The organism is Alphaproteobacteria bacterium, assembly GCA_018667735.1.
Taxonomy (GTDB): Bacteria; Pseudomonadota; Alphaproteobacteria; order Rickettsiales; family JABIRX01; genus JABIRX01.
Genome location: JABIRX010000064.1, coordinates 1 through 21076, shown reverse-complemented (window position 1 = coordinate 21076; position 21076 = coordinate 1). Strand labels below are relative to the sequence as shown.

Annotated in this window: 16 protein-coding genes and 1 other RNA gene; 11 read left to right on the top strand and 6 right to left on the bottom strand. The window is 31.7% G+C overall.

Translation table 11 applies throughout. The features are described 5' to 3' along the window. Window positions 1-158: 158 nt before the first annotated feature. The 3 genes from HOH73_06640 to HOH73_06630 all read right to left on the bottom strand — a co-directional run bounded on the left by HOH73_06640 (window position 159) and on the right by HOH73_06630 (window position 4163). Window positions 159-2894 carry a hypothetical protein gene (locus HOH73_06640; GenBank protein ID MBT5828531.1) on the bottom strand — a complete coding sequence of 912 codons (2736 nt, stop codon included), beginning with the start codon at window positions 2892-2894 and terminating at the stop codon, window positions 159-161. Window positions 2895-2914: 20 nt separating this feature from the next. Beyond that, window positions 2915-3079, bottom strand: coding sequence for a hypothetical protein (locus HOH73_06635; protein MBT5828530.1), 165 nt, complete (start codon window positions 3077-3079; stop codon window positions 2915-2917). 145 nt (window positions 3080-3224) lie between these two features. Beyond that, complete coding sequence (locus tag HOH73_06630) at window positions 3225-4163, bottom strand: FAD-dependent thymidylate synthase (GenBank protein MBT5828529.1); 939 nt, start codon at window positions 4161-4163, stop codon at window positions 3225-3227. Between the two features lie 82 nt (window positions 4164-4245). On the opposite strand from HOH73_06630, the gene ssrA reads away from it, so the two are divergent. The 6 genes from ssrA (at window position 4246) to HOH73_06600 (ending at window position 12194) form a co-directional block, all read left to right on the top strand. After that, window positions 4246-4612, top strand: a transfer-messenger RNA (tmRNA) gene (gene ssrA, locus HOH73_06625). A 391-nt stretch (window positions 4613-5003) separates the two neighbouring features. Next, window positions 5004-5444 carry a DNA starvation/stationary phase protection protein gene (locus HOH73_06620; GenBank protein MBT5828528.1) on the top strand — a complete coding sequence of 147 codons (441 nt, stop codon included), beginning with the start codon at window positions 5004-5006 and terminating at the stop codon, window positions 5442-5444. Window positions 5445-5509: 65 nt separating this feature from the next. Further along, window positions 5510-6931 (top strand): hypothetical protein, encoded by a 1422-nt coding sequence (locus HOH73_06615; protein MBT5828527.1) that lies wholly within the window; start codon window positions 5510-5512, stop codon window positions 6929-6931. Window positions 6932-6953: 22 nt separating this feature from the next. Further along, complete coding sequence (locus HOH73_06610; protein MBT5828526.1) at window positions 6954-8447, top strand: YdiU family protein; 1494 nt, start codon at window positions 6954-6956, stop codon at window positions 8445-8447. A 300-nt stretch (window positions 8448-8747) separates the two neighbouring features. Continuing rightward, window positions 8748-9344, top strand: coding sequence for a hypothetical protein (locus tag HOH73_06605; GenBank protein MBT5828525.1), 597 nt, complete (start codon window positions 8748-8750; stop codon window positions 9342-9344). 309 nt (window positions 9345-9653) lie between these two features. Then, window positions 9654-12194, top strand: coding sequence for a hypothetical protein (locus tag HOH73_06600; GenBank protein MBT5828524.1), 2541 nt, complete (start codon window positions 9654-9656; stop codon window positions 12192-12194). A gap of 95 nt (window positions 12195-12289) precedes the next feature. Here HOH73_06600 and HOH73_06595 read toward each other — a convergent pair whose 3' ends face one another. Next, window positions 12290-13777: a UbiD family decarboxylase gene (locus HOH73_06595; protein ID MBT5828523.1), complete on the bottom strand. Its 1488-nt coding sequence runs from the start codon at window positions 13775-13777 to the stop codon at window positions 12290-12292. Between the two features lie 186 nt (window positions 13778-13963). On the opposite strand from HOH73_06595, the gene pal reads away from it, so the two are divergent. The 3 genes from pal to tilS are packed head-to-tail and all read left to right on the top strand — an operon-like array spanning window position 13964 to window position 16123. Then, entirely contained in the window at window positions 13964-14422 is a 459-nt protein-coding gene (gene pal, locus HOH73_06590) for a peptidoglycan-associated lipoprotein Pal (GenBank protein MBT5828522.1), read from the top strand. Between the two features lie 29 nt (window positions 14423-14451). Beyond that, window positions 14452-15111 carry a tetratricopeptide repeat protein gene (locus tag HOH73_06585; GenBank protein ID MBT5828521.1) on the top strand — a complete coding sequence of 220 codons (660 nt, stop codon included), beginning with the start codon at window positions 14452-14454 and terminating at the stop codon, window positions 15109-15111. A 16-nt stretch (window positions 15112-15127) separates the two neighbouring features. Beyond that, on the top strand, window positions 15128-16123 hold the full coding sequence (tilS, locus tag HOH73_06580; GenBank protein ID MBT5828520.1) for a tRNA lysidine(34) synthetase TilS: 996 nt from the start codon (window positions 15128-15130) through the stop codon (window positions 16121-16123). Here tilS and HOH73_06575 read toward each other — a convergent pair. Continuing rightward, a complete protein-coding gene (locus HOH73_06575) occupies window positions 16118-17383 on the bottom strand; it encodes an adenosylmethionine--8-amino-7-oxononanoate transaminase (protein ID MBT5828519.1) in 1266 nt (421 codons plus the stop codon). The genes tilS and HOH73_06575 overlap by 6 nt on opposite strands. Window positions 17384-17557: 174 nt before the next feature. Here HOH73_06575 and recJ point away from each other — a divergent pair, with 174 nt between their 5' ends. Together recJ and HOH73_06565 are read left to right on the top strand one after the other, a co-directional pair. After that, complete coding sequence (gene recJ, locus HOH73_06570; protein MBT5828518.1) at window positions 17558-19372, top strand: single-stranded-DNA-specific exonuclease RecJ; 1815 nt, start codon at window positions 17558-17560, stop codon at window positions 19370-19372. A gap of 3 nt (window positions 19373-19375) precedes the next feature. Beyond that, on the top strand, window positions 19376-20200 hold the full coding sequence (locus tag HOH73_06565; protein MBT5828517.1) for a hypothetical protein: 825 nt from the start codon (window positions 19376-19378) through the stop codon (window positions 20198-20200). Between the two features lie 216 nt (window positions 20201-20416). Here the strand turns inward: HOH73_06565 and HOH73_06560 are convergent. Continuing rightward, window positions 20417-21076 (bottom strand): ankyrin repeat domain-containing protein (locus tag HOH73_06560; GenBank protein MBT5828516.1); only part of this gene is annotated, 660 nt, incomplete at its 5' end.

The following is a 21076-nucleotide window of genomic DNA, read 5'->3' as shown; positions in this document are numbered from 1 at the left end:
ACTTTTGCTACAAATTTAGGAGTTTTTTTGTTAGACTTAATAGCTGAAAATTAATTAGATAATATACTTAGAACAAGTCTTCACAGTTAATACCGAGTTCTTTTGCTCCTAAAATATAAAATTACTCAAAAGTATTTTTTCTCTTTTGTATAAGTAAGTTATGAGGACGTAATACCCCTCCCTTCCATTATTGAAAGCTGTAGCTCGTCTAATAATTTATGCTTTTTCGCAAATTCTAAATCTTCTTTAAAGTTTGATTGTTTTAATTCATTAAGAATTGCGAGGTAATTTTTAGGAAAAGTAGAAACTCCTGTATTTAGGATTAATAAATTTGTAGCTTTACTTGGCATAGAACAAATTCTAGTGATGGAGCTAGAGAGGTGTTGTTTGTCAGTAAAATTACTTATTTTCTGCAACTTATTATTAAAGATTAAATTGTTACCTTTTTTTACAAGAATTATTTGGTGAAAGTTTTTCATGTTTTTTGCTAACAACCCTCCTATAAATTCGTTTGTATATCCTGTAACTGTCAGAATGAGATCTGTGCCCTGTGAGAACTGTTCCATAATACTTAAATTGCCAACTTTTGTTGTTCCAAAATATATTTTCTTATAATCAAATTTTTGAACATCGTTTGTTATATTGCTCAATCTACCTATAAGGCTAGTTGTGTTTATGGCTTTTGATGCTTTCTCTTCATCTATCTTAAATTTATCATAATTCTTCAATAAAGCAGTTAAAGCGATGGAAGCATTACTAATCTGTATATCTCCAACTAAGTTTGGTTTCTGTAATTTTAACTCTTTACCAAAGCCTTTATATATAAAATAACCCTCTTCAATCTCACTAATCCAGTCCTTGCTTTCTAGTAGTAAAGGGGAGTTTTTCTCGTTCGCTACTTTTTTAATAATGTCTAATACATTATTTTGTTGGGCTGAACAAATAATAGGAACGTCATTTTTAGATAATCTTGATTTTTGACTAGTAGTATCTTCTATATTTTTGAAAATCTCAGCGTGACTATCGCCATAAATAATTGTGTTAATAATTGTTGCAATGGTTGTCTTCTCATCAAATATATTCGTCATATCGTGTTCGCCACCAGTCACAACTTCAACTATTGTGGCATCTGCCTTATTTTCTGAAAATGCCAGTGCCATTACGGGAATTATAAAAGACCATTCTAAATAATTATCTTCTTCTATTTGTTTTTGGGTTAGAGTGTCAGCTTTATTTGCTTCATCTATTTTTTGTTTAAAAGATTCAGTATCTTTTATTTTATTAAATGCTTCTTCAACTCTTACGAGATATTGATAATATAACTCATCACTTATTTCTTGTCCTGCTATTATAATATTCTCGTTATCTCTCATAATAGAGGGAGAAGTAAACATATGAGCTTTATATCCATTTGCTTCTAATATTGATTTTAGAAAGGCACATACAGAACCTTTACCGTTTGAACCGGTAATATGAAAAACTGGTGGTACTTTATTTTGAGGATTGTCTAACTCTTTTAATATTTCAGATATTATGATTCTGTCTTTTTTTCTCCAATAAACACGACCAACTTTAATATCAGATGTTTTTTTCCATAAATTTGCAGAATAGCAAAAACTATGAAATTGTATTATTTTTTTATCTGCCCCATATTCAATTAATTTATAATATAAATTAAAGAATTTAGCTTTAAAGGCAGTTAATAAGGCTTCATTCAATTGAAGTTGGTGTATTCTATCCTTATATTTTTCTATAAAAATGAATGCTTTTTGTTCAGCTTCTTTTTCAACAAAAAATCCAATAGTTCTGATTAATAAATCTCCAATATCACAACCTAAATCAACTAGTGTTTCTAATAATTCTTCATTTATCCAATCTTTCCACTTGATTGAAACCCACATTAAATAATCTTTTGTTTCTTCTGTGATTTTATGTCCATAAAGATTAAAAAAATAATAAACCTCATCTATCTTTTCTTTGGTTGATATGGTTTTAAATCCAGCAAAATTATCAACATAATTCCTAAGGACTTGGTTTAACTCTTCATCAGTAATTTTCCCTTGAACAACGCTGTAAGTTACAAGTTTCTCTCTATATGGATTGCAAGTGATAGCGTTTGACAGTAAGTGAATATAAATCTTTTTGTCAATATTTGCTCCATAATGTTCAACTATATTAGTGCAGGCAGTCAAGGTTGATTTAGATATTAAATATCTAAAAATAGTGTTAAAATCTGTATTTACATTAATTAATTTATCTGCTTTGGTTTTATTATCGTCTTTAAATTCAAATATTTTTATTTCTTCAATAAAATCTTTATTCTCATTGTAAATTCTTTCAAAGTTAATATCATTAATAGTTAGACTATTTGATAACGCCTCAACGATAACTTCTTTTTTCTCAAAACTGCCAAATGGAGTTAAATATTTATCAATAGGAAATTTGTTACGATTTAACTCAATATAATTTACTAAATTTACGAATTGATTATTTGTTAACTCTTTAGAAGAAGAGCTAATATAATAATCAAATTCTCCTAATTCTTTTGTGATTAATGGGAATAATTTTATATGAGACGAAATATCATCTAGGTTGGTTTTTAAACCAAAATTTTTAAATTCAGATAAATCTATTTCTTTACTTGTAAAACTTCGGAAATTTTTTAAGAAGTAGGTTAATATTTTAAGATTTTCCACTAACTCTTTGGTGTTTTCTAGGCTGTTTTCAGATTGATAAGTGCTTTTATTAAAATAATAGACTAATATTTGACAATCTGTTTTTTTGAGAAGAGTTTTTAGCAAATAACAATCAATAATGCTTCCTGAAAAATATAAGAGCAGCTTCTTTTGTTTTAAGTTGTTTAGTGATTCTATGCTTTTTAAAATATAGTTCATATCAATTAAATAATTTAGAGTTATTTTTCTCTCGCCGAGTTTAATAAAACAGCAATTCTATTTGTCTCTTTTACCTTATCCAAGCTATCACTAGCGTTTATCAGATAAAATTTCATCATAAGATTTTTGTCAGCTACTAATATTTCTTTCCATATATGCTTCAATATATATACTGCAGTCATCATAAATATCAGCATATTTTGGTTTAATTTGAACATGTTCTTTGTGCGATCCTATTAAATTCTCTACAGAGCATTCTAAAATATTTGCTAATTTTACTAAGGGAGACACTCTGCTTACTCTGTTGTCTCGGTATAATATACCCTGTATTTAGAGCTTTAATTCAAAAATATTTTTAAATTCAGCCCATTCTCTTTTAGACATGGTGGAGCTTTCAAAATCTAAGTTTTCTCCTTTAATAATTTTTTTCAATGAGGCAACCATTTTGCCTGATAGTTCAACAGCGTCTTGGCGATAATCAACAAAAGCTTCATATGCAATTGGCACCCATTTTTCAACTAAATCAAGCATAGCTTTAGCATATTCTCTAATTTCATATTGCGCATGCGAATCTGCTCTTAAATATAAAAAATGTAGTAAATTATGTAAGTCAATTTTCCAATACCACTCAGTGTAATAATTTAGCGTTAAATTCATTCTAGCTAACTCTCTTGCCAGGCCAGCTTTTTTTTCATCTAAAATATTGCCATCTTCATCATGATTTAACATTTCTTCATAATGCTGATATGTTTGTAATGAATCTTGCTTTAATAATTCTAATACTTGATTTGCTTCTGCATCACTTAGGTTCTCTCCTCTACCCTGGTTATTTATTTGTGATTGTGCTGCTAAATGCTCTTTTTGGGGAATATAAAACTCTTTAGCTAAAATTGAATATCTGGCAGAATATTCATTAACATTAGCTGTTCTATGTCTAATCCATTGCCTTGCGATAAAAATAGGTAATTTTATATGAAATTTAATTTCACACATCTCAAGAGGAGTAGTGTGACGATGTCTTACTAGATAATTAATCAGGCCTTTATCTTGTCTAACTTGTTTGGTGCCGCTACCATATGAAACTCTTGCCGCTTGCACTATAGCTGCGTCATTACCCATGTAATCTACTACCCTAACAAAGCCATGATCTAAAACTGGAAATGCTTTATATAGGATTTCTTCCAAACCTTCGCTAATCGCTCTAAAGGTTGGTTTTGTAGTTTCTCTTAAAGTTTCAATTTCTGCTTTTTGCGTATCTAATGCTGACATAATATATTTTTTTTATGATATTCATTTTAAGTCCAATTCAAGAATATGCAAATGATTTTAATTTCATAGCTAAGTTTATTTGTTGCTTGACCAAATTCTAAAAAAAATATAAAGTAAGAAATGTGTTTTGCACTATAACGATAAACGTTATTTTAAGTAAATATTTTGGACCCGGGGGCGGTGCCCGGCACCTCCACCAAAAAGATTTTATGGGGGTGACATAGCTTCGACAGGATATTAAAAGGGATAATTTTCGTTCAGGCTGATTAGCCTGGTTAGCTTTAGAGCTATAAAATCATCAATTTTACGAATGCAAACGATAATTTTGCAGTAGCTGCGAACGATAACTTCGCAGTTCAATATGCACAAGCTGCTTAATTTTGGCGATTGTCAAATAAGCGGATCTGCATAAATGCGGTCAGGGGCACCGAGCAACAGAACGCCCCATTTTTTATTTACATTGATAAAAGTCAAAATCTAAAGGGTGTTAGAAGTGAAAAACTTCCATACAGTTTGATAAAGGTTTTAAAACAATATCTGAAGATGCTAAATAACTAATTTTGTATATTTAGTTTTGTTAGCTTTTCTTTTTTGTCACTATCACTCAATTCCCACCCTCTTAGCAACATGCGGGTTGTATATTGCCTGTTATAAAGAAAAGTTATTACTAAATTAACAAGACCAAGAGGAACGACTGTAAAAGCGAAGTGAAAAATTTCTGTTAGTAATTTTGTCAACTTCCTCTAAATAAAATTTGTTATTAAGCTGAAATTAAGCTACAATGAATATAAGGTCATGTTAAGATTTGGCCGTTTTATTATAATGCTAGAAGAGGTGATAATGAGTAAAAAAAAGGTTATTGATGGTTTGATTTCAGCTGTTGCTGATAGTTTTGTTTTATATATAAAAACGCAAAATTATCACTGGAATGTAACAGGTCCCCATTTTAAATCGTTACATTTAATGTTTGAAGACCAATATAATGATTTATTTTCAGCCATAGATTTATTAGCCGAAAGGGTAAGAGCTGTTGGCTCTAAAGTTCCAGCAACCTATGCTAAATACGCAGAATTAACGCATTTAGAAGAAGGTCATGAGGATTTACCCGCTGAAAAAATGATTGCAGAATTACTGAGGGACCAACATATAATAGTTAAAACTCTAAGTTCAGTATTAAAATCAGCACAAGAGATTGGTGATGAGGTTACAGCTACAATTGTTACAGATAGAATTGAGGTTCATCAAAAGAATGCATGGATGTTAGAAAGTAGTATAGCGTAATTTTCCAGCTTCTTTACAATCATAGTAAAATCAGCTATAATGTAAGCTAACTTAATTTGGATGTTATGAGAACATTAATACAAGGGGCGGTTGGGCTATTTATAGGTGTTTCTAGTTATAAAGCTTATAAATTATATCAAGATTATTTGTGCTATAAAGATGACCCAAATGATGCTCAAGAATTTACACAATTAGTTAAAGAGTTAGTTGGCTTTGAGCTTGGCTTAAAAGAGCAAGACATCATGTTTGAAAATGGGAAAATTAATGTTAAAACTATTAGCATTTTACAAGATAAGCAAATAGATGAATTGTGCAAAAACATCAGATTTAACATAGGTAAAAATGAGTTAGCAATTCATAAGGTAGAAAAAGCTGTTATTCAAGCCAATAAGGGACTAACAGGAGCAGATTTAAGCAAGGTAGGAAGTAACGCAGCTAAGGCTTTGTTGAATATTAAAAATAATATTAAAAAATATCAAGAACTTAACCTTATATTGGAGCGCCGAAAATCTAAACCATCAAAAATCTCAAAAGAAATAGCAACAACAGAAAGAAATAGCAGTGATTTAATCAAGGCTAAATCAAGCATAACAGAACAACAAAATAAACAGGATCAACAAAAAAGAGCCGATATAATAGCCGCTGAGTTATTAGCAAAAGAAGATGCATTAGCTGCAAAAGTTAAATTTAGCCAAAGGGCAAAGCAAAATAGAGCGCAAAAAACTAGTTCAGTTAAATTAAAGGCTAAGGAAAAATTAATGCAAGAGCAAAAAAGAGAATCTTTAAGTAAGGTTAATCAATTAGCAGCTCAAATATCAGCTGAGACAATATTAGGAGTGGATGGTAAAATAACGCAAATAATTTCAATGCGTAAAGAAAAATATAGAGCATTAGAGCATAAATATAACCAATTATTATCAGGTCTAAGTTTGTTAAGTGCAAATTTAGAATTTACGCAGAAGGGTATATATTCTACTTTAAACTATCTCGAAAGTTTAAAGAGTAGCTTTACTCTAGCATTAGATAATGGAACAGTGGCAGATGCAACAGAATCTAAGTTTGGAAGAAACCCAGATGCTAAAGAATTTTATAGTTTAGAGGCACGCATAGATGCTTTAATCGAGCAAAAAAAGAGCTATAGTAAGCCACTGGGAGCCTTTAAATTAGATGATGATGCAATATATTCTAAAAAGCTAAGTGATAGTAAGCTTATAGAAAAATTACAATTAGATTATAATGATTCAGTTAAGCTGCAAGAAAGAATAGGTTGTAAGTTAGAGTTGATAAAGTCAGAATTAAATAAGGATGGCATGAGTTCAATGAAAAATGGCAAAATAACCGAAGTTTTAATGAAGGCGATACAAGGTGATACACAAGATTTTGTGAATATCTTGAAAAGGATAAGTAAAAGCACGAGTGAGTTACATGAGGGAGATGCTAAATTTGCGGAATTAGATGGAGCTTGTAAAGCTGGTTTTGCACTTTAATTTCAATTAATTATATTTTATTATGAAAAAAAAACAATCATTTGCAGGGTTAAATTTTGTTAATACTTATGCGAAATTACCTAAATCTTTTTATGTATCTAGTAAGCCAACAGCTGTAAGTAAACCTGTTTTATTAAAATTAAACCATCAATTAGCCCAAGAATTTGGTTTAGATGTAAAAAAGCTAACTTCTAAAGCAGGAGTGAATTTTTGTGCGGGAAACTATATACCAGAAGGAGCAGAGCCAATTGCAACAGCGTATGCTGGTCATCAATTTGGTAATTTTACACCTAAATTAGGGGATGGTAGAGCTGTGTTACTTGGTGAACTTGCAAATAAAAAAGGTCAGATTTTTGATTTGCAATTGAAAGGTTCTGGGCAAACTCCTTTTTCGCGGCGTGGTGATGGTAGAAGTGCGCTTGGACCTGTAATTAGAGAATATTTAATGAGCGAGGCCATGTATGCGCTTGGCATTAAAACTACAAGAGCATTAGCAATGGTTGCAAGTGGTGAAGAAGTGGTAAGAGATAAAATTTTACCTGGAGGTATATTTACCAGAATTGCTTCAAGTCATATTAGAGTTGGTACTTTTCAATATTTTGCTGCGCAAAAACAACAGGATGCATTAAAAAAGTTAGCTGATTATACGATAAAGCGTCATTACGCTACATGTAATCAAGATGATAACCCATATTTAGCTTTATTACGCGGAGTAATTGCAGCGCAAACAAAATTAATCGTTAGTTGGATAATGAAGGGTTTTATTCACGGAGTTATGAATACAGATAATATGAGTATTTGTGGTGAGACTATCGATTATGGGCCATGCGCCTTTCTGGATACATATAAACCAGATAGAAAATTTAGTGCTATTGATTATTATGGAAGATATGCATATGCAAACCAGCCAAATATAGCTGCTTGGAATTTAACCCGTTTTGCAGATGCTATCATTACATTATTAGATAATAAGTTAGATAAAGCTATTTTACTGGCTAGAACTGAATTAGAAAAATTCCCTCAACTATATCAAAAATATTGGTTGATCGAGATGCGCAAAAAATTTGGTTTAATTACAGAAAGGGCAGATGATGTGGGGTTATTTACAGATTATTTAAACTTATTAGAAAAACATCAAGCTGATTTCCATTTATCATTTAGGTCGTTATGTTACTATGGTCAAAATAACCTGAAAGCAAGAAATTTCCATAAAATATATCCAGAAAACCCTGCTTATAAAAAATGGTACTTAGCATATGATGCACGTTTAAAATATGAGTCTAGCACAATAAGGCAGCGCCAGCCTTTAATGTTAAAAGCAAATCCTGCCTATATACCGCGTAATCATCTAGTTGAGGAGGTGATCTGGCAGGCTGTTAAATATAATGATTTTAGTTATTTTGAGAAATTACATAAGATTTTAGCAAAGCCATATAATGAACAGCAGAAAAATATAAAATATATGCTGCCAGCAGAAATTATAGATGAGAATTATCAAACTTTTTGTGGCACTTAAATTAACAATATTATTTACCATGTTATTTGGTTGCTATTTGCCCTTTTATTACTAGCAGCAAATAAAGTTATGTGCATTGCTTAACTTTAAAATAATAAATTTTCTATTTTGCAGAACAGTTTTAGCATAGATATTTATTTATGTAGAATATAGCCTAGCTAGAAGTTAAGAGTTGCAAAAGTGCAAATTAATAGCATGATAAAAAGCTTTAAATAAATAATACTATACAAAACCAAAGGTTTTTCTTGAAGTTATTTTTGATATTAGTATGGTAAATATATAAAAAAATATGTAATTATAATGAAAAGAAAATTAGAGGAGGAAGCATTAAGTGCAGAGGAGTTAGAGCAAGAAAAATGTCTGCAGCAAAAGATATTAGAGGAGATTCTAAGGGCTAAAGATCCAGAAAGTGCAGCAGTAGAGCAAAGAGCATTATTGCAAGAGCAAGGCTACCAAAATGAGAAAGTTGATAGCGAAACTCAAAGAAAGTTAGATAGAATGTTACTTGAAATATGCCAAAAAAATATGGATGCTGCTTTATATGCTGCTGATATATTTTTATGTTTTCACCATGCAAAAAATGAATTGGGGGGACCAACTATAGAGAGCATCTGTAAAGAAAAAATCACAGAACATATAGAAGCAAAAGATAAGGGCGATCACTCTCAGTTAGAATCAGCAGCTAAAGCATATGCGTTATTACTATTAACTGGGGATCATAATCTGCCAGCCTATATTAGTGATACTATTTATGAAAATGCGCAAGACTTATTAGCGGTAAATATAAAAGAGCTTGGAGAGACAGCGCATCAAATACAAGCAAGCGCATACCCTCATATAACTAGTAACTTAGAGCGTTATTTATCAAATAAAAAGGAATTTGGCTTAGAAAGATAAACTTATTATTCGGGTAATATCAAATTTCATTTATCGATTTAATTTAAAATTTATTTATTAAAGCTCATTGAGTAAAATCATTTTACAAATATAACCTGGTATAATACAGCAGGTTGGTGCTTTTAATTCAGATCATGATAGAAGGGCTATTAAAACCAACTTGATATTACCTAACCTGCTATTTTAATTTTACCATTAAATTTATTTTGAAATATAATAAAGCAATAATTGTGTATAAAAACAAATATACTGTTGAATGTGATTAAAAAACATGCTATAATCGTAATCTAATTTTTAGAGAGAAGAGAGATGACGAGAAGAAATAGAGAGAGTGCCAGAGATCCAAATCATGATCTAAGCCAGGTAATAGAACATGAAGTACAAATAGCTAATTGTAGAGATTTACATAGGGAAATCCCATTTGCTACTGCTATAAATTCTGTATTGAGGGAATCTATGCGATCAGCAATAAGGGTTGATGATAGAATTCATGGTAGTAATTTTATGTTACCTATGTTAATAGTAACAGGGATTAATGGCAAATCTTCTACTCATGCAATGCAAATAAAACCAAACCCAGGACAGAGAGATCAAGGTCATTTGATAGATGCTCATAAGCTAGATAATTATATGGACACTGCTCCAGAAAACTATACTACTAAAGCAGGTATGCAACGAAGCTACACAAATAGATTTATAAAGAGAGGGGTTCACAACATTTTACCAGCTGCATATATACAGGAAGCAGGAATAAATTATGGTTTGACTCACCATCATAGTGAGCATATTTTTGCGATATTAGCTAGTAATAATCTAGATAAGATAAAAGATCATTATAAAGACGCACAACAACAGAATACAGCAAGATCAATTAACATACATATACATGGAGATCATTCGCCCTCAGATCTTGACATGCTAGCTTTAATTTTACTAAAAAATTATATAGTAGAAAATTTTCCTGGTACAACCGTAGGATTGCTTTTTACATATGATAATCATTATAAAGCAGCTACACATGATCCAAAAACAACTAGCTCTATTTCAGAGATGACACAACAGTTTAGCGACGCTAGACTATTGGTGATTGAAAAAAGCAAAGCTGTGGCGGAAGCAAAAAGAGCAGCATATGATACTCTGTTAGAAAAAGGAATAGCAGTAGATGAAGCTATAATTGAGCATAATAAAGCCAAAAAACAATATTTAGAGCTTCCATTTAGAGCTGAGAAGAGCATTAAAGTTGCACAATTTAGTCGTGGGTATAACGCTGCATTAGAAAATCGAGTTAGAGTGACTATTAAAAATGCGCTAGATATAGAATTTGATCAAGCAATAAGTGATAAAGATGTAGGATATAAAATAAGAAGTTTTGTATATCGAAGAAAAATACCCTTCAGATGTTCTAGAAATTTTAGCACTGTAGATGCAGGTAATTCATCTATGGTATTACGAAGTGTGTTCGGCAATAAAGAGAGAGTGATAGAAGATAAATTACATACAATAAATAGAGGAATACCATGGCAACAAGAGTTGTCTAGAAAATATTCTTACTTACTGGCTAGCTCTCAACCAATAGTGTTAATGAGAGCGGGAGCTGGAAATGTTGCATTTATGGATAGAGCAGATGATAAATATAGATTTTGGTATGAAGATCAAAATATTCAGGAATATTTGACGCGTTGGTTAGTTGAACATCATAGCGTACTAGGTAATAACTTTACAATAGATGGTAGTGACATCTCTCATGTAATATTAGCTCCAGCTGACAATATGGGAGCTAATCAAGCAAGCTCATTCCCTCTTATTTTGGCAGGTTATGTTCAGGCTAATTTAGCTAGTTTAGCTGATAGATTACTAATTCCATTTAATATTGATAATCAACATTGGGTAAGTTTAGAAGTAAATTTACAAACTAAAAGTTTTACCATACATGATCCTTTATATCGAGGAGATCAGGTTGCAGCAGAGCGTCATGATTTAATAGAGTCAATTAATATTACATTAAACAACTGTTTTTCTTTTGTGCCAGGGGGTAATTTTTCTTATCAAAATGGATTAGAGACAAGCGCAAGGCAAAAAGATGGACATAGTTGCGGAGTAATAGTGTCGAGGGATATAAGCTCTTTAGTATTAAGCAATCAAGTATCAGATCTTTCAGATAATATAACTGATTATAAAGAGTGTATTAAGTCTTGGAGAGATAATGATATTACAAACGGTATTGTAACCAATACAGAGCTACCACATGTTAGAAATATAGCTTTAAGAATGGAATTAAGATTAAAACAGGTTGTAGAAAATACAGAGTTTGAGACAGCGATAGAAGCAATTAAAGGGTTTGATGAAATGAATCAGCGTGCTGGGAAACGTTCAATATTAGCAGGATTGGCATCTTGTCACACCCTCGCTGATGCTACTGAAAAGCAAGAGTTACAATTACTATGTGATAATATTTTTGTAGGAGTAAAGTTAGAGGCTGCCTTAACAGAGGCACAACAAGATCAAGTTAGATATCAAGGAAATGGTAGGTCAATGATTGATAGGTTAAAGAAATATATAGATAGAGAAGCTATATCAATTAGCACAGGTTTTGGATCATTTGCCGAAGCTGATCAACGGGGAGCGGAAGATGAGAGAGAGGCTGCATCAAGCCCTGAAAGAAGTGGAGGTAGAAGTACGTCACATCGCTCTACTATGGGTCACACTCCTCCAGAAAGAGGAGTAAGACGAAGAGTTGCTGCAGGAGATTCTACACGAGGTAGCTTGACTGAAGTAGCCCCTCCTATGCAAGCTGGGTTTTTAGCAAGGCTAGCTGACGAACAGCAAATGCAGCAAGGACATGGGAGGTAATTTTAAAGTTATTCAAAAGCTCTTAAGCTAAAATACTTTGCTTTAGGGCTTTTTGTTGCATATTTTTACTAAATTATGTTGGTAAAATATATGCTTTAATCTAAACCATATTTAGACCAATTTTGTGTAACTTTATTTATGATGTCTTCATTCATATTTATTTCTTCACCCCATTCTCTATCTGTTTCTGCGCCAATCTTATCAGTAGCATCAAAGCCCATTTTAGAGCCTAAACCTGATTTAGGGGAGGCAAAATCTAAGTAATCGATAGGAGTGTTATCAATAATAGTAGTATCACGAGCAAAATCCATTTTGGTAGATATTGCCCACATTACTTCTTTCCAGTCTCTTATATTAACATTAGCATCAACAATAATAATAAATTTTGTATATAAAAATTGCCTTAAAAAGCTCCACACACCCATCATTACTCTTTTTGCCTGACCTGCATAAGATTTTTTAATAGACACAACTGCAATTCGGTAAGAGCAACCTTCTGGTGGTAGCCAAAAATCAATGATTTCAGGAAATTGTTGTTTTAATAAAGGGTTAAAAATTTCATTAAAGGCCTCACCTAAAATGCTAGGTTCATCAGGAGGTTTACCTGTATATGTGCTTAAATAAATAGGGTTTTTACGCATAGTTATGGCACTTATGTTAAATACAGGAAATTTTTCTACTGAATTATAATAACCAGTATGATCACCATATGGTCCCTCATCTAAATATTCGTCTAAACTTACATAGCCCTCTATAATAATTTCAGCATGTGCAGGTACTTTTAGATCTATAGTTTTACATTTTACTAATTCAATAGCTTTATTTTTTAAGAGACCGGCAAATTTATATTCAGATAAATTATCAGGAATAGGTGCAACTGCTGCCAAAATAATACTAGGATCGCAACCAAGTACAGCGGCTGCTGGGAATTGAGTTTTTTGCTTTGATTCTTGCCATCTTTTATGTTGAGCGGCTCCCCCTCTATGCTTTAGCCAGCGCATAATACATTTGTTTTTACCTACTTGTTGCATTCTATATATGCCAAGATTGAAATCATCTAATTTACTATCTTTATCTGGCCCTTTAGTCACTATTAAAGGCCAAGTAATTAGAGGGGCAGGTTCATTTGGCCAACATGTTTGAATTGGTAATTGGTTTAAATCTATGTCATCACCTTTTATCACTACTTCCTGGCATGGTGCTTTGTTGGTATTTTTTGGTTTCATTTGCAGTAATTTCTTTGCAAGGGGCAACATAGTAAAGGCTTCTTTAAAACTAGCTGGTGGCTCTGGCTGTCTTAAAAATGCTAAAGTTTCGCCAATGTCTTTTAATTTATCTGGACTGCTATTCATGCCATAAGCTATGCGCTCAATGTTACTAAATAAGTTAGTTAAGACTGGTATGGGGCTTTTTTTACCTTTATGTATAACATTCTCAAATAATAGGGCTGGGCCTCGTTTTGCTAAAACCCTGCGTGATATTTCAGTCAGTTCTAATTCAGTATCCACAGGTTCCTTAATGCGAATTAAATGATTGTTTTTTTCTAGAATCTTTAGAAAATCTCTCAGTGAATTATAGCTCATGTGAATATAGTTTTATTGAGTAAAATAACTTAATCCTTATTCATAGCAAGTTTTAGATAGAAAATTATTTATTTAGTAAGAAACAAAATTTTTACGAGCTAATAATAAGTAAAATAGTTGATTTTACTCTTGAATAAAATGCAGCTATGAGGTAAAGATCTAAGAACAGAATGAGAAGAATTTAAAATGAAAAAATATCTACTAATATTATTATTAGCTTCATGCGCAACTAAAGAAAATATTGAACCAGCAGAGCCGGTTAAAAAACCAATAATTATGGTAAAAGAAAGTACAGAAAAATTAGCAAGAAAGGTAATATTTGAAGATGTAATTTATTTTTCTTATGACAGCATATTGATAAATGATAGAGCAGAAAAAAAATTAGCTGAAAATGCAACCTGGCTAAAGCAAAACCCAGCTAAAAAATTGTTAATTCAAGGGCATTGTGACGAACGAGGCACCAAAGAGTATAACTTAGCTTTAGGAGAAAGAAGAGCTTACACTGTAAAAAACTTTTTGATCAATTCTGGTATAAACAAACAAAGATTAAGCACTGTCAGTTTTGGTGAGGAGAGACCTAAGTCGTTAGGTTCTAGCGAAAGAGCTCATGCTAAAAATAGAAGAGCTCAATTTATTATAAATTAACAATGTTATTATAGGTTAGATTTTAGTTAATGTTGAAATATTTTGTTATTATCCTGCTCTTTAGTCAAAATGTAGCAGCAGAAAAAGCTGTGATTACAGATGTTGAACCAATTAACACCAATGTGGCAACATCATATCAAATACAAAAATTAGAAACTTTAATAAATGAGTTAAGGATAGAAGTAACTGAATTGAGGGCTCAAATAATTATGCTCGACAAGAAACAAATTACTTTATCAAATAAATTAGAATCTATTAGCCCAAAAGAGGATCAAGAAGTGGTAGATGCGCATTTAAATGAGAATATGTCAGAGTTTAAATATGGTTTTGAGATGCTGCAACAAGGAAATTACGATATAGCAAAAAGATCATTTGAGCTATTTATTGAAAAATACCCAGAAGATTTAAAATTAGGTGAAGCTTATTTTTGGTTAGGTGAAATAGCCTATAAAGCAGAAGATTATAATAATGCTTCAAAAAATTACTTAATATCTTATCGTGATTACGCAAATAACCCACGAAGAAATGATTCTTTATTCAAATTATCCATAGTCTTAAGTATTGCAAAAAAAATGGAGGAGGCATGCACAGGTTTTGAAATTCTCTTAGATCCGAATTTGGTAGTTTCTGAATCACTTAGGAATAAAGCAAAGGATGAGCTAGTTACTTTAGCTTGTAAAATAAATTAGAAGCAATTTATAAAATATGAATAATGATATTTTAGTCCAAAAATTTGCGCATATATTAGAGCAGAATTTTGAGCTCAAATTAACTAAATTTATAGTAGCTCTATCAGGCGGGGTAGATAGTATGGTATTAGCTATTCTAGCTAATAACTGGGCTAAAGAACATAATGCTGAGCTTTTAACGGTAACCATAGATCATGGTTTAAGAGAGGAGGCTAAGCAGGAAGCTTTGTCAGTGCAACATATAATGCAAAGTTTAAATATAAAACATAAAATAATTAAATGGGAGCATCAAGAAAACATTACCTCTAACTTAGAAGCTAAAGCCAGAGAAGCTAGATATGAATTGTTAAGCAATTATGCGTTAGAAAACCAAGTAAAAGTAATTTTTACAGCTCACCACTTGGATGATCAAATAGAGAATTTTTTTATTAGATTAAGTAGAGGCAGCGGAATTGATGGTTTAGCTGCGATGGCTCATTTAACTCAAATAACTAAAGAGCTTTTAATCTTTAGACCCTTTCTCACAGTTAAAAAAGCTGAATTAAATACATATGCTAAAGCTCAAAAGCTGGAGTGGTTTGAAGATCAAACAAATCAAGATAGAAAATATTTGCGTAATGATTTGCGACATATTTTAGCTCAAATAGAAGATAAAGAGGTAATAGAGAGGCGTATTATTAAAAGTGGCCAACATTTTGCTAGAGCCAGAGATTTCTTGCAAATTACCACAGCAAAAGAATACGGTAACATAGTAGAAAATATAGCAGGAGACTTAAAGTTAAATCTAGTTAAATTTAAAAATTTACATGCCGAAATCGCGCTTAGAATTTTGGTTAAAATTTTAATGGAAATAGGTCAAACACAATATAAACCACGCTTTGCTAAATTAGAAATGTTATATGAAAAAATAAAGCAAGATAAAATAGTGAAATCTACCAGCTTCAATCACTGCTTAATTAAAATTAAAGCAGATCATTTAATTTTTACTAAAGAGCTACATACGAGATCATAAAACTTTTTTAGCTGCTTGAATTAACTTTTTTAGTTCTTTTGGCTTTATAGTTAAGGGTGGCATAAAATACAGAACATTAGCAAAAGGACGCAACCAAATTTTTTCAGTAATTAATTTTTCACGCATAATTAAAATTTCGGACCAACTAATTTGCTTAAATTCAATAACAGCTACCGCACCTTTTATTCTAATCTCCTTAATATTCTCAGATGTTTCTAAGCCGGTCAGCTCAGCTGCAAAAATATCTGCAATATTAGCAGTTTTTGTTGCATAATCATAGCGTTCAAATAAATCTAAGGAAGCATTAGCGGCACTACATGCTAAAGCGTTACCCATAAAAGTAGGTCCATGCATAAGAGCTTTATCTAAGGAGTTAGCTAAAAATGCTTTATAGATTTTTTCTGAAGTCATTGTTGCGGCTAAAGTTAGAAAACCACCAGTTAATGCTTTACCAATTAATAAAATATCAGGTGTAATATTAGTGTGATGAAAAGCAAATTTTTCTCCTGTGCGATAAAAGCCCACAGCACATTCATCAAAGATAGTTAGAATGTCATTTTTTTTGCATATTTTTACTATTTCTGCTAAAATTTCTGCTTGATGAAATTTCATCCCTCCAGCACATTGAATTAGGGGTTCAATAATTAAAGCTGCGCTTTTATCTTTGTTTTTTGCGATAAAATTAGCAAATTTATCTAGGTCAGATTTACTCTCAGGAATTTTAGTTATTAGTTGTTTTGGTAGTAATTTACTAAATTTAGCATGCATACCATTTTTAGTGTCAGAAAGACTCATGCCACCCAAAGTATCGCCATGATAAGAATTATGAAAGGCGATTATTTTAGTTTTATTTTCTTGTCCTTTATTTAAAAAATATTGCAAAACTATCTTTAAAGCCACCTCTACAGCAGTTGAGCCCGAGTCAGAATAAAATACGCGATTTAAAATCTGACCTTTTTTATCCTTATCATTTTTTACAAACTTCACAAGGCGTGCAGCTAATTTATAGGCGGGTTCATTTGCAAGACCCGCAAACATAATATGGGGTAATTTCTTTAATTGTTTTTTAATTGTTTTTTCAATATGAGGGTGATTATAGCCATGCGCAACGCTCCACCATGAAGATATGCCATCTATATATTTGTCCCCATTATCTAGAATAAAATTGCAGGCTTTAGTTTTTTTGACTAAAAAAGGTAATTTTGCCATTTTCATTTGGGTATATGGTAACCAAATATGTGAAAAATATTTTTTAAGCATATTATAGTAGTAGATTATTTGAACCAAGAATTTAGCATCATCAATTTGGATAAGCAATTATTATAGCTTTAAGGAATCATTAAAATTTATGCATAAGAAATATAATTTTTAATAAATTCATTATATTCTTAAATTTTTTATGGTTATTATATATGATAAATAGGAATTAAAGATTTGCGCTCAAAAGAGAAGTTAAGTCATAATAAATCATTAAAAGGTTATTTATGGCACAAAAGAACATATAATGAAAAACTTAAAAGCGAGTTACAACAAAGACATAATATTTCAGATTTTATTGCTGAATTACTTGCTATGCGTTTTGATTCAAGCAAGAAGGTTTTGAATTTTCTACAGCCTACCTTAAAGCATAATATGCAAGATCCGTATAATATGAAATATATGGATGATGTTATTAGAATAATAAAAGATGCTATAAATAAAAAAAGAAGAATAGCTATATTTGGTGATTATGATGTTGATGGTGCCACTTCATCTGCTTTACTTAAAAATTATTTTAGCAAACTTAACATAGAAGTAGGTATTTATATACCAGATAGAATAGAAGAAGGTTACGGTCCTAATACCAATGCTTTTAGTAAGCTAAAAGAAGAGGGTTACGAATTAGTCATTACAGTAGATTGCGGTGCTACAGCATTTGAACCTATTTTAGCTGCCAAAGAGATGGGCTTAGATATTTTAGTTTTAGATCATCATATAAGTCTTGGGGAAAAACCAGAAGCCTTGGCTATTGTAAATCCCAATCAAGAAGATGATAATAGTGATTACGGCTATTTATGTGCTGCTGGAGTTGGCTTTTTAGTTATAGTAGCTCTGCAATCAGCACTCAGAGAAGATAAGTATTTTGAGGTTAATTCAGAGCCAAATTTGCTAGAGTTTTTAGATTTAGTTGCACTTGGCACAGTTTGTGATGTAGTGCCTTTAGTTGATTTGAATAGAGCTTTTGTTGCAACTGGCTTAAAACAGATGAGTAAGGGTAAAAATATTGGGCTGAAAGCATTAGCTGCGGTTGCTGGCATAAACTTTCAAGAAATAGACACTTATCATCTAGGTTATATTTTAGGGCCCAGAATTAATGCTGGGGGTAGAGTAGGTAAGGCAAGTTTAGGAGCAAAATTATTATCTACAGATGATGAAGCAGAAGCTTATAAAATAGCTTTAGAGTTAGAGCAATATAATAAGGAGCGTAAAGCAATAGAGCATATTGTCCAAGAAGAGGCTATTCAACAGGTGGAAACTAAGCAATTACATCAAAAATCTGTGATCATTTCATATAATCAAGCAGTAGCTGGCAAGCAAGCAAGCAACTGGCATCCAGGGGTGATTGGCATAGTTGCATCGCGTATTAAAGAAAAATATAATTTACCTACAGCAGTAATTTCACTTACTGATGGTATAGGTAAAGCATCATGCCGTTCTATCAAGGGGGTAGATTTTGGTAGCGCTATAACTAAAGCAAGGGCTGAGGGCTTATTATTAAATGGGGGTGGCCATAAAATGGCCGCAGGTTTTACAGTGGCAGAAAGCAAATTAACTAACTTTAGTGATTATTTAGAGAAAAGCTTAAAGGCAGAAACAGCGAAAGCCCATTTAGAACAAACAGTAAATTATGATTATGATTTCGCTGTCTCAGCTTTAACCGTTGATTTATGTAAAGAATTAGAATTGCTTGCCCCTTTTGGTACAGATAATTATAAACCTAAATTTCTTTTATCAAATTGTAAAATAGTGCATTTAAGAATGTTAGCTGACAAACATCTTAAATTAATTATAGCAGATCATGCATCTGGTTTTTATGATAAAACGATAGAAGCAATTTTGTGGCAAGCTGTAGACAGCCCCTTTTATGAAATAATCACTAAAAATCAACGCGCTACATTTTCCTTTTTAGGTAGTATAAAAATTAATTCTTGGCAGAATAAAGAGAAAGTGCAGTTTGAGTTAGAAGATATTTTTATGCATAATAATTAAATCATGAGAAGTATTTTACACCAAGCAGTTAAAAGTGATAACGATATATTGCTAGAGGAGGGCTTAGCTTTAGAAGATATTAATATTGAAGAAAATGGGGAGACTATATTAAAGCATGCTATTGTTAAGAAAAATATTCAGCTGTCAAAATCATTAATAAAATCAGGCATAAATATTGACTATAGTAAGCGAGAAGTAGAAACGGGAGAAATAAGTATTACACCACTAATGCAAGCAACTCACATTGGTAGCTTCGAATTATGTTACCTATTATGCAGTAAAGACATAGATGTTAATTTTACAAATAGTAATGGTTTAAATGCGGTTAATATTGCCTTATTACAAAAAAACTATCCTATGTTATTTTTACTATTATTAAATGGCGCTAATTTAGAGACAAAACAAGTATTAGAGGAAAATGTTTTTGATCTAGTGTTTTACGCAAAAGAAACAACTGATGCTTTTGTATATCTTGCTTCACTTTATCCTGAGTTTCATTATAAAATTCTTAATGAGCTTTTAGCAGTAGATAATATAACAAATGAAGAAAATCGAGAGAGTTATCTGGCAAATTTACATAGTAAGCTAACAGGTTTAGTTCGTTATGATGAAAAGGTGTTAAAGCCTATAGAAAGGTCTATAAGTGAATTTTTGTGCATAGATGATAATATTAATGAAATTATAGGAGGGGGAGCTGGCTTAAGTTTTAGCCCATATCCAAATATTTCAGATCCAAAAAGCACAGAGTTTCAAAGAGTAGCAGCTAGATCAACTCATCAGCAAGCAGTTATTACTTCTAGAGCACCAAATAATTCACCTAGTCGCTAATATAGTTTAATAAAAGCAGCATATTCTAACTTGATAATTTTGCTTAAGAAATACGCTAAGTCTTTAGCCACTAAATTTAAATTTAATTTTTTTGCCATTTTCTATTCATAAATTATACCTTAGAATTTTGTATAAGCTATAGTTAGTCCTATAATTCTGATTTACAATTTATGAACTAACACTAAATGAATAAAACCATCTTAATAATAATATGTATTATCGAGCTGGAATAGTTGTTGCGTTTATTGTTGCAGTTCTTTCAACCCATTGAGAAGAGGTTTTTAAGCTGTTTTGTGCTGGCTTTGGCTGTGTTCTTTTTTGTATTTCTGATTTTACTAAAGCAATCATTTCATTATTTCCAGAACTTGTTGCTAAAGATAAAGCTGTGTGTTCAGAGCTCTTTGGTTCTAAATCAGCGCCATGCTCCATAAGTGCTTCTGCAGTCTTTATGTGGCCATTATAGATTGCACATAGAAGAGCTGTGAAACCATCTTCCTTTTGTAAGTTTACCTTCAGATCTTTTCGTTTTATCAATTGTTCTACAACATAAGTATGTCCTTTTGTTGCTGCCATCATAAGTGCGTAAAAACCATTATTCTCTTGTAAGTTTACCTCCAGATCTTCTCGCTCCATTAATTTTTCTACAACATCTGCATGTCCACTGTTAGCTGCCATCATAAGTGCGTTATAACCATCTTTATTTTGAGCGTTCACCTCCAGATCTTCTCGCTCCATTAATTTTTCTACAACATCTGCATGTCCACTGTTAGCTGCCATCATAAGTGCGTTATAACCATCTTCCTTTTGTAAGTTTACCTCCAGATCTTCTCGCTCCATTAATTTTTCTACAACATCTGCATGTCCACTGTTAGCTGC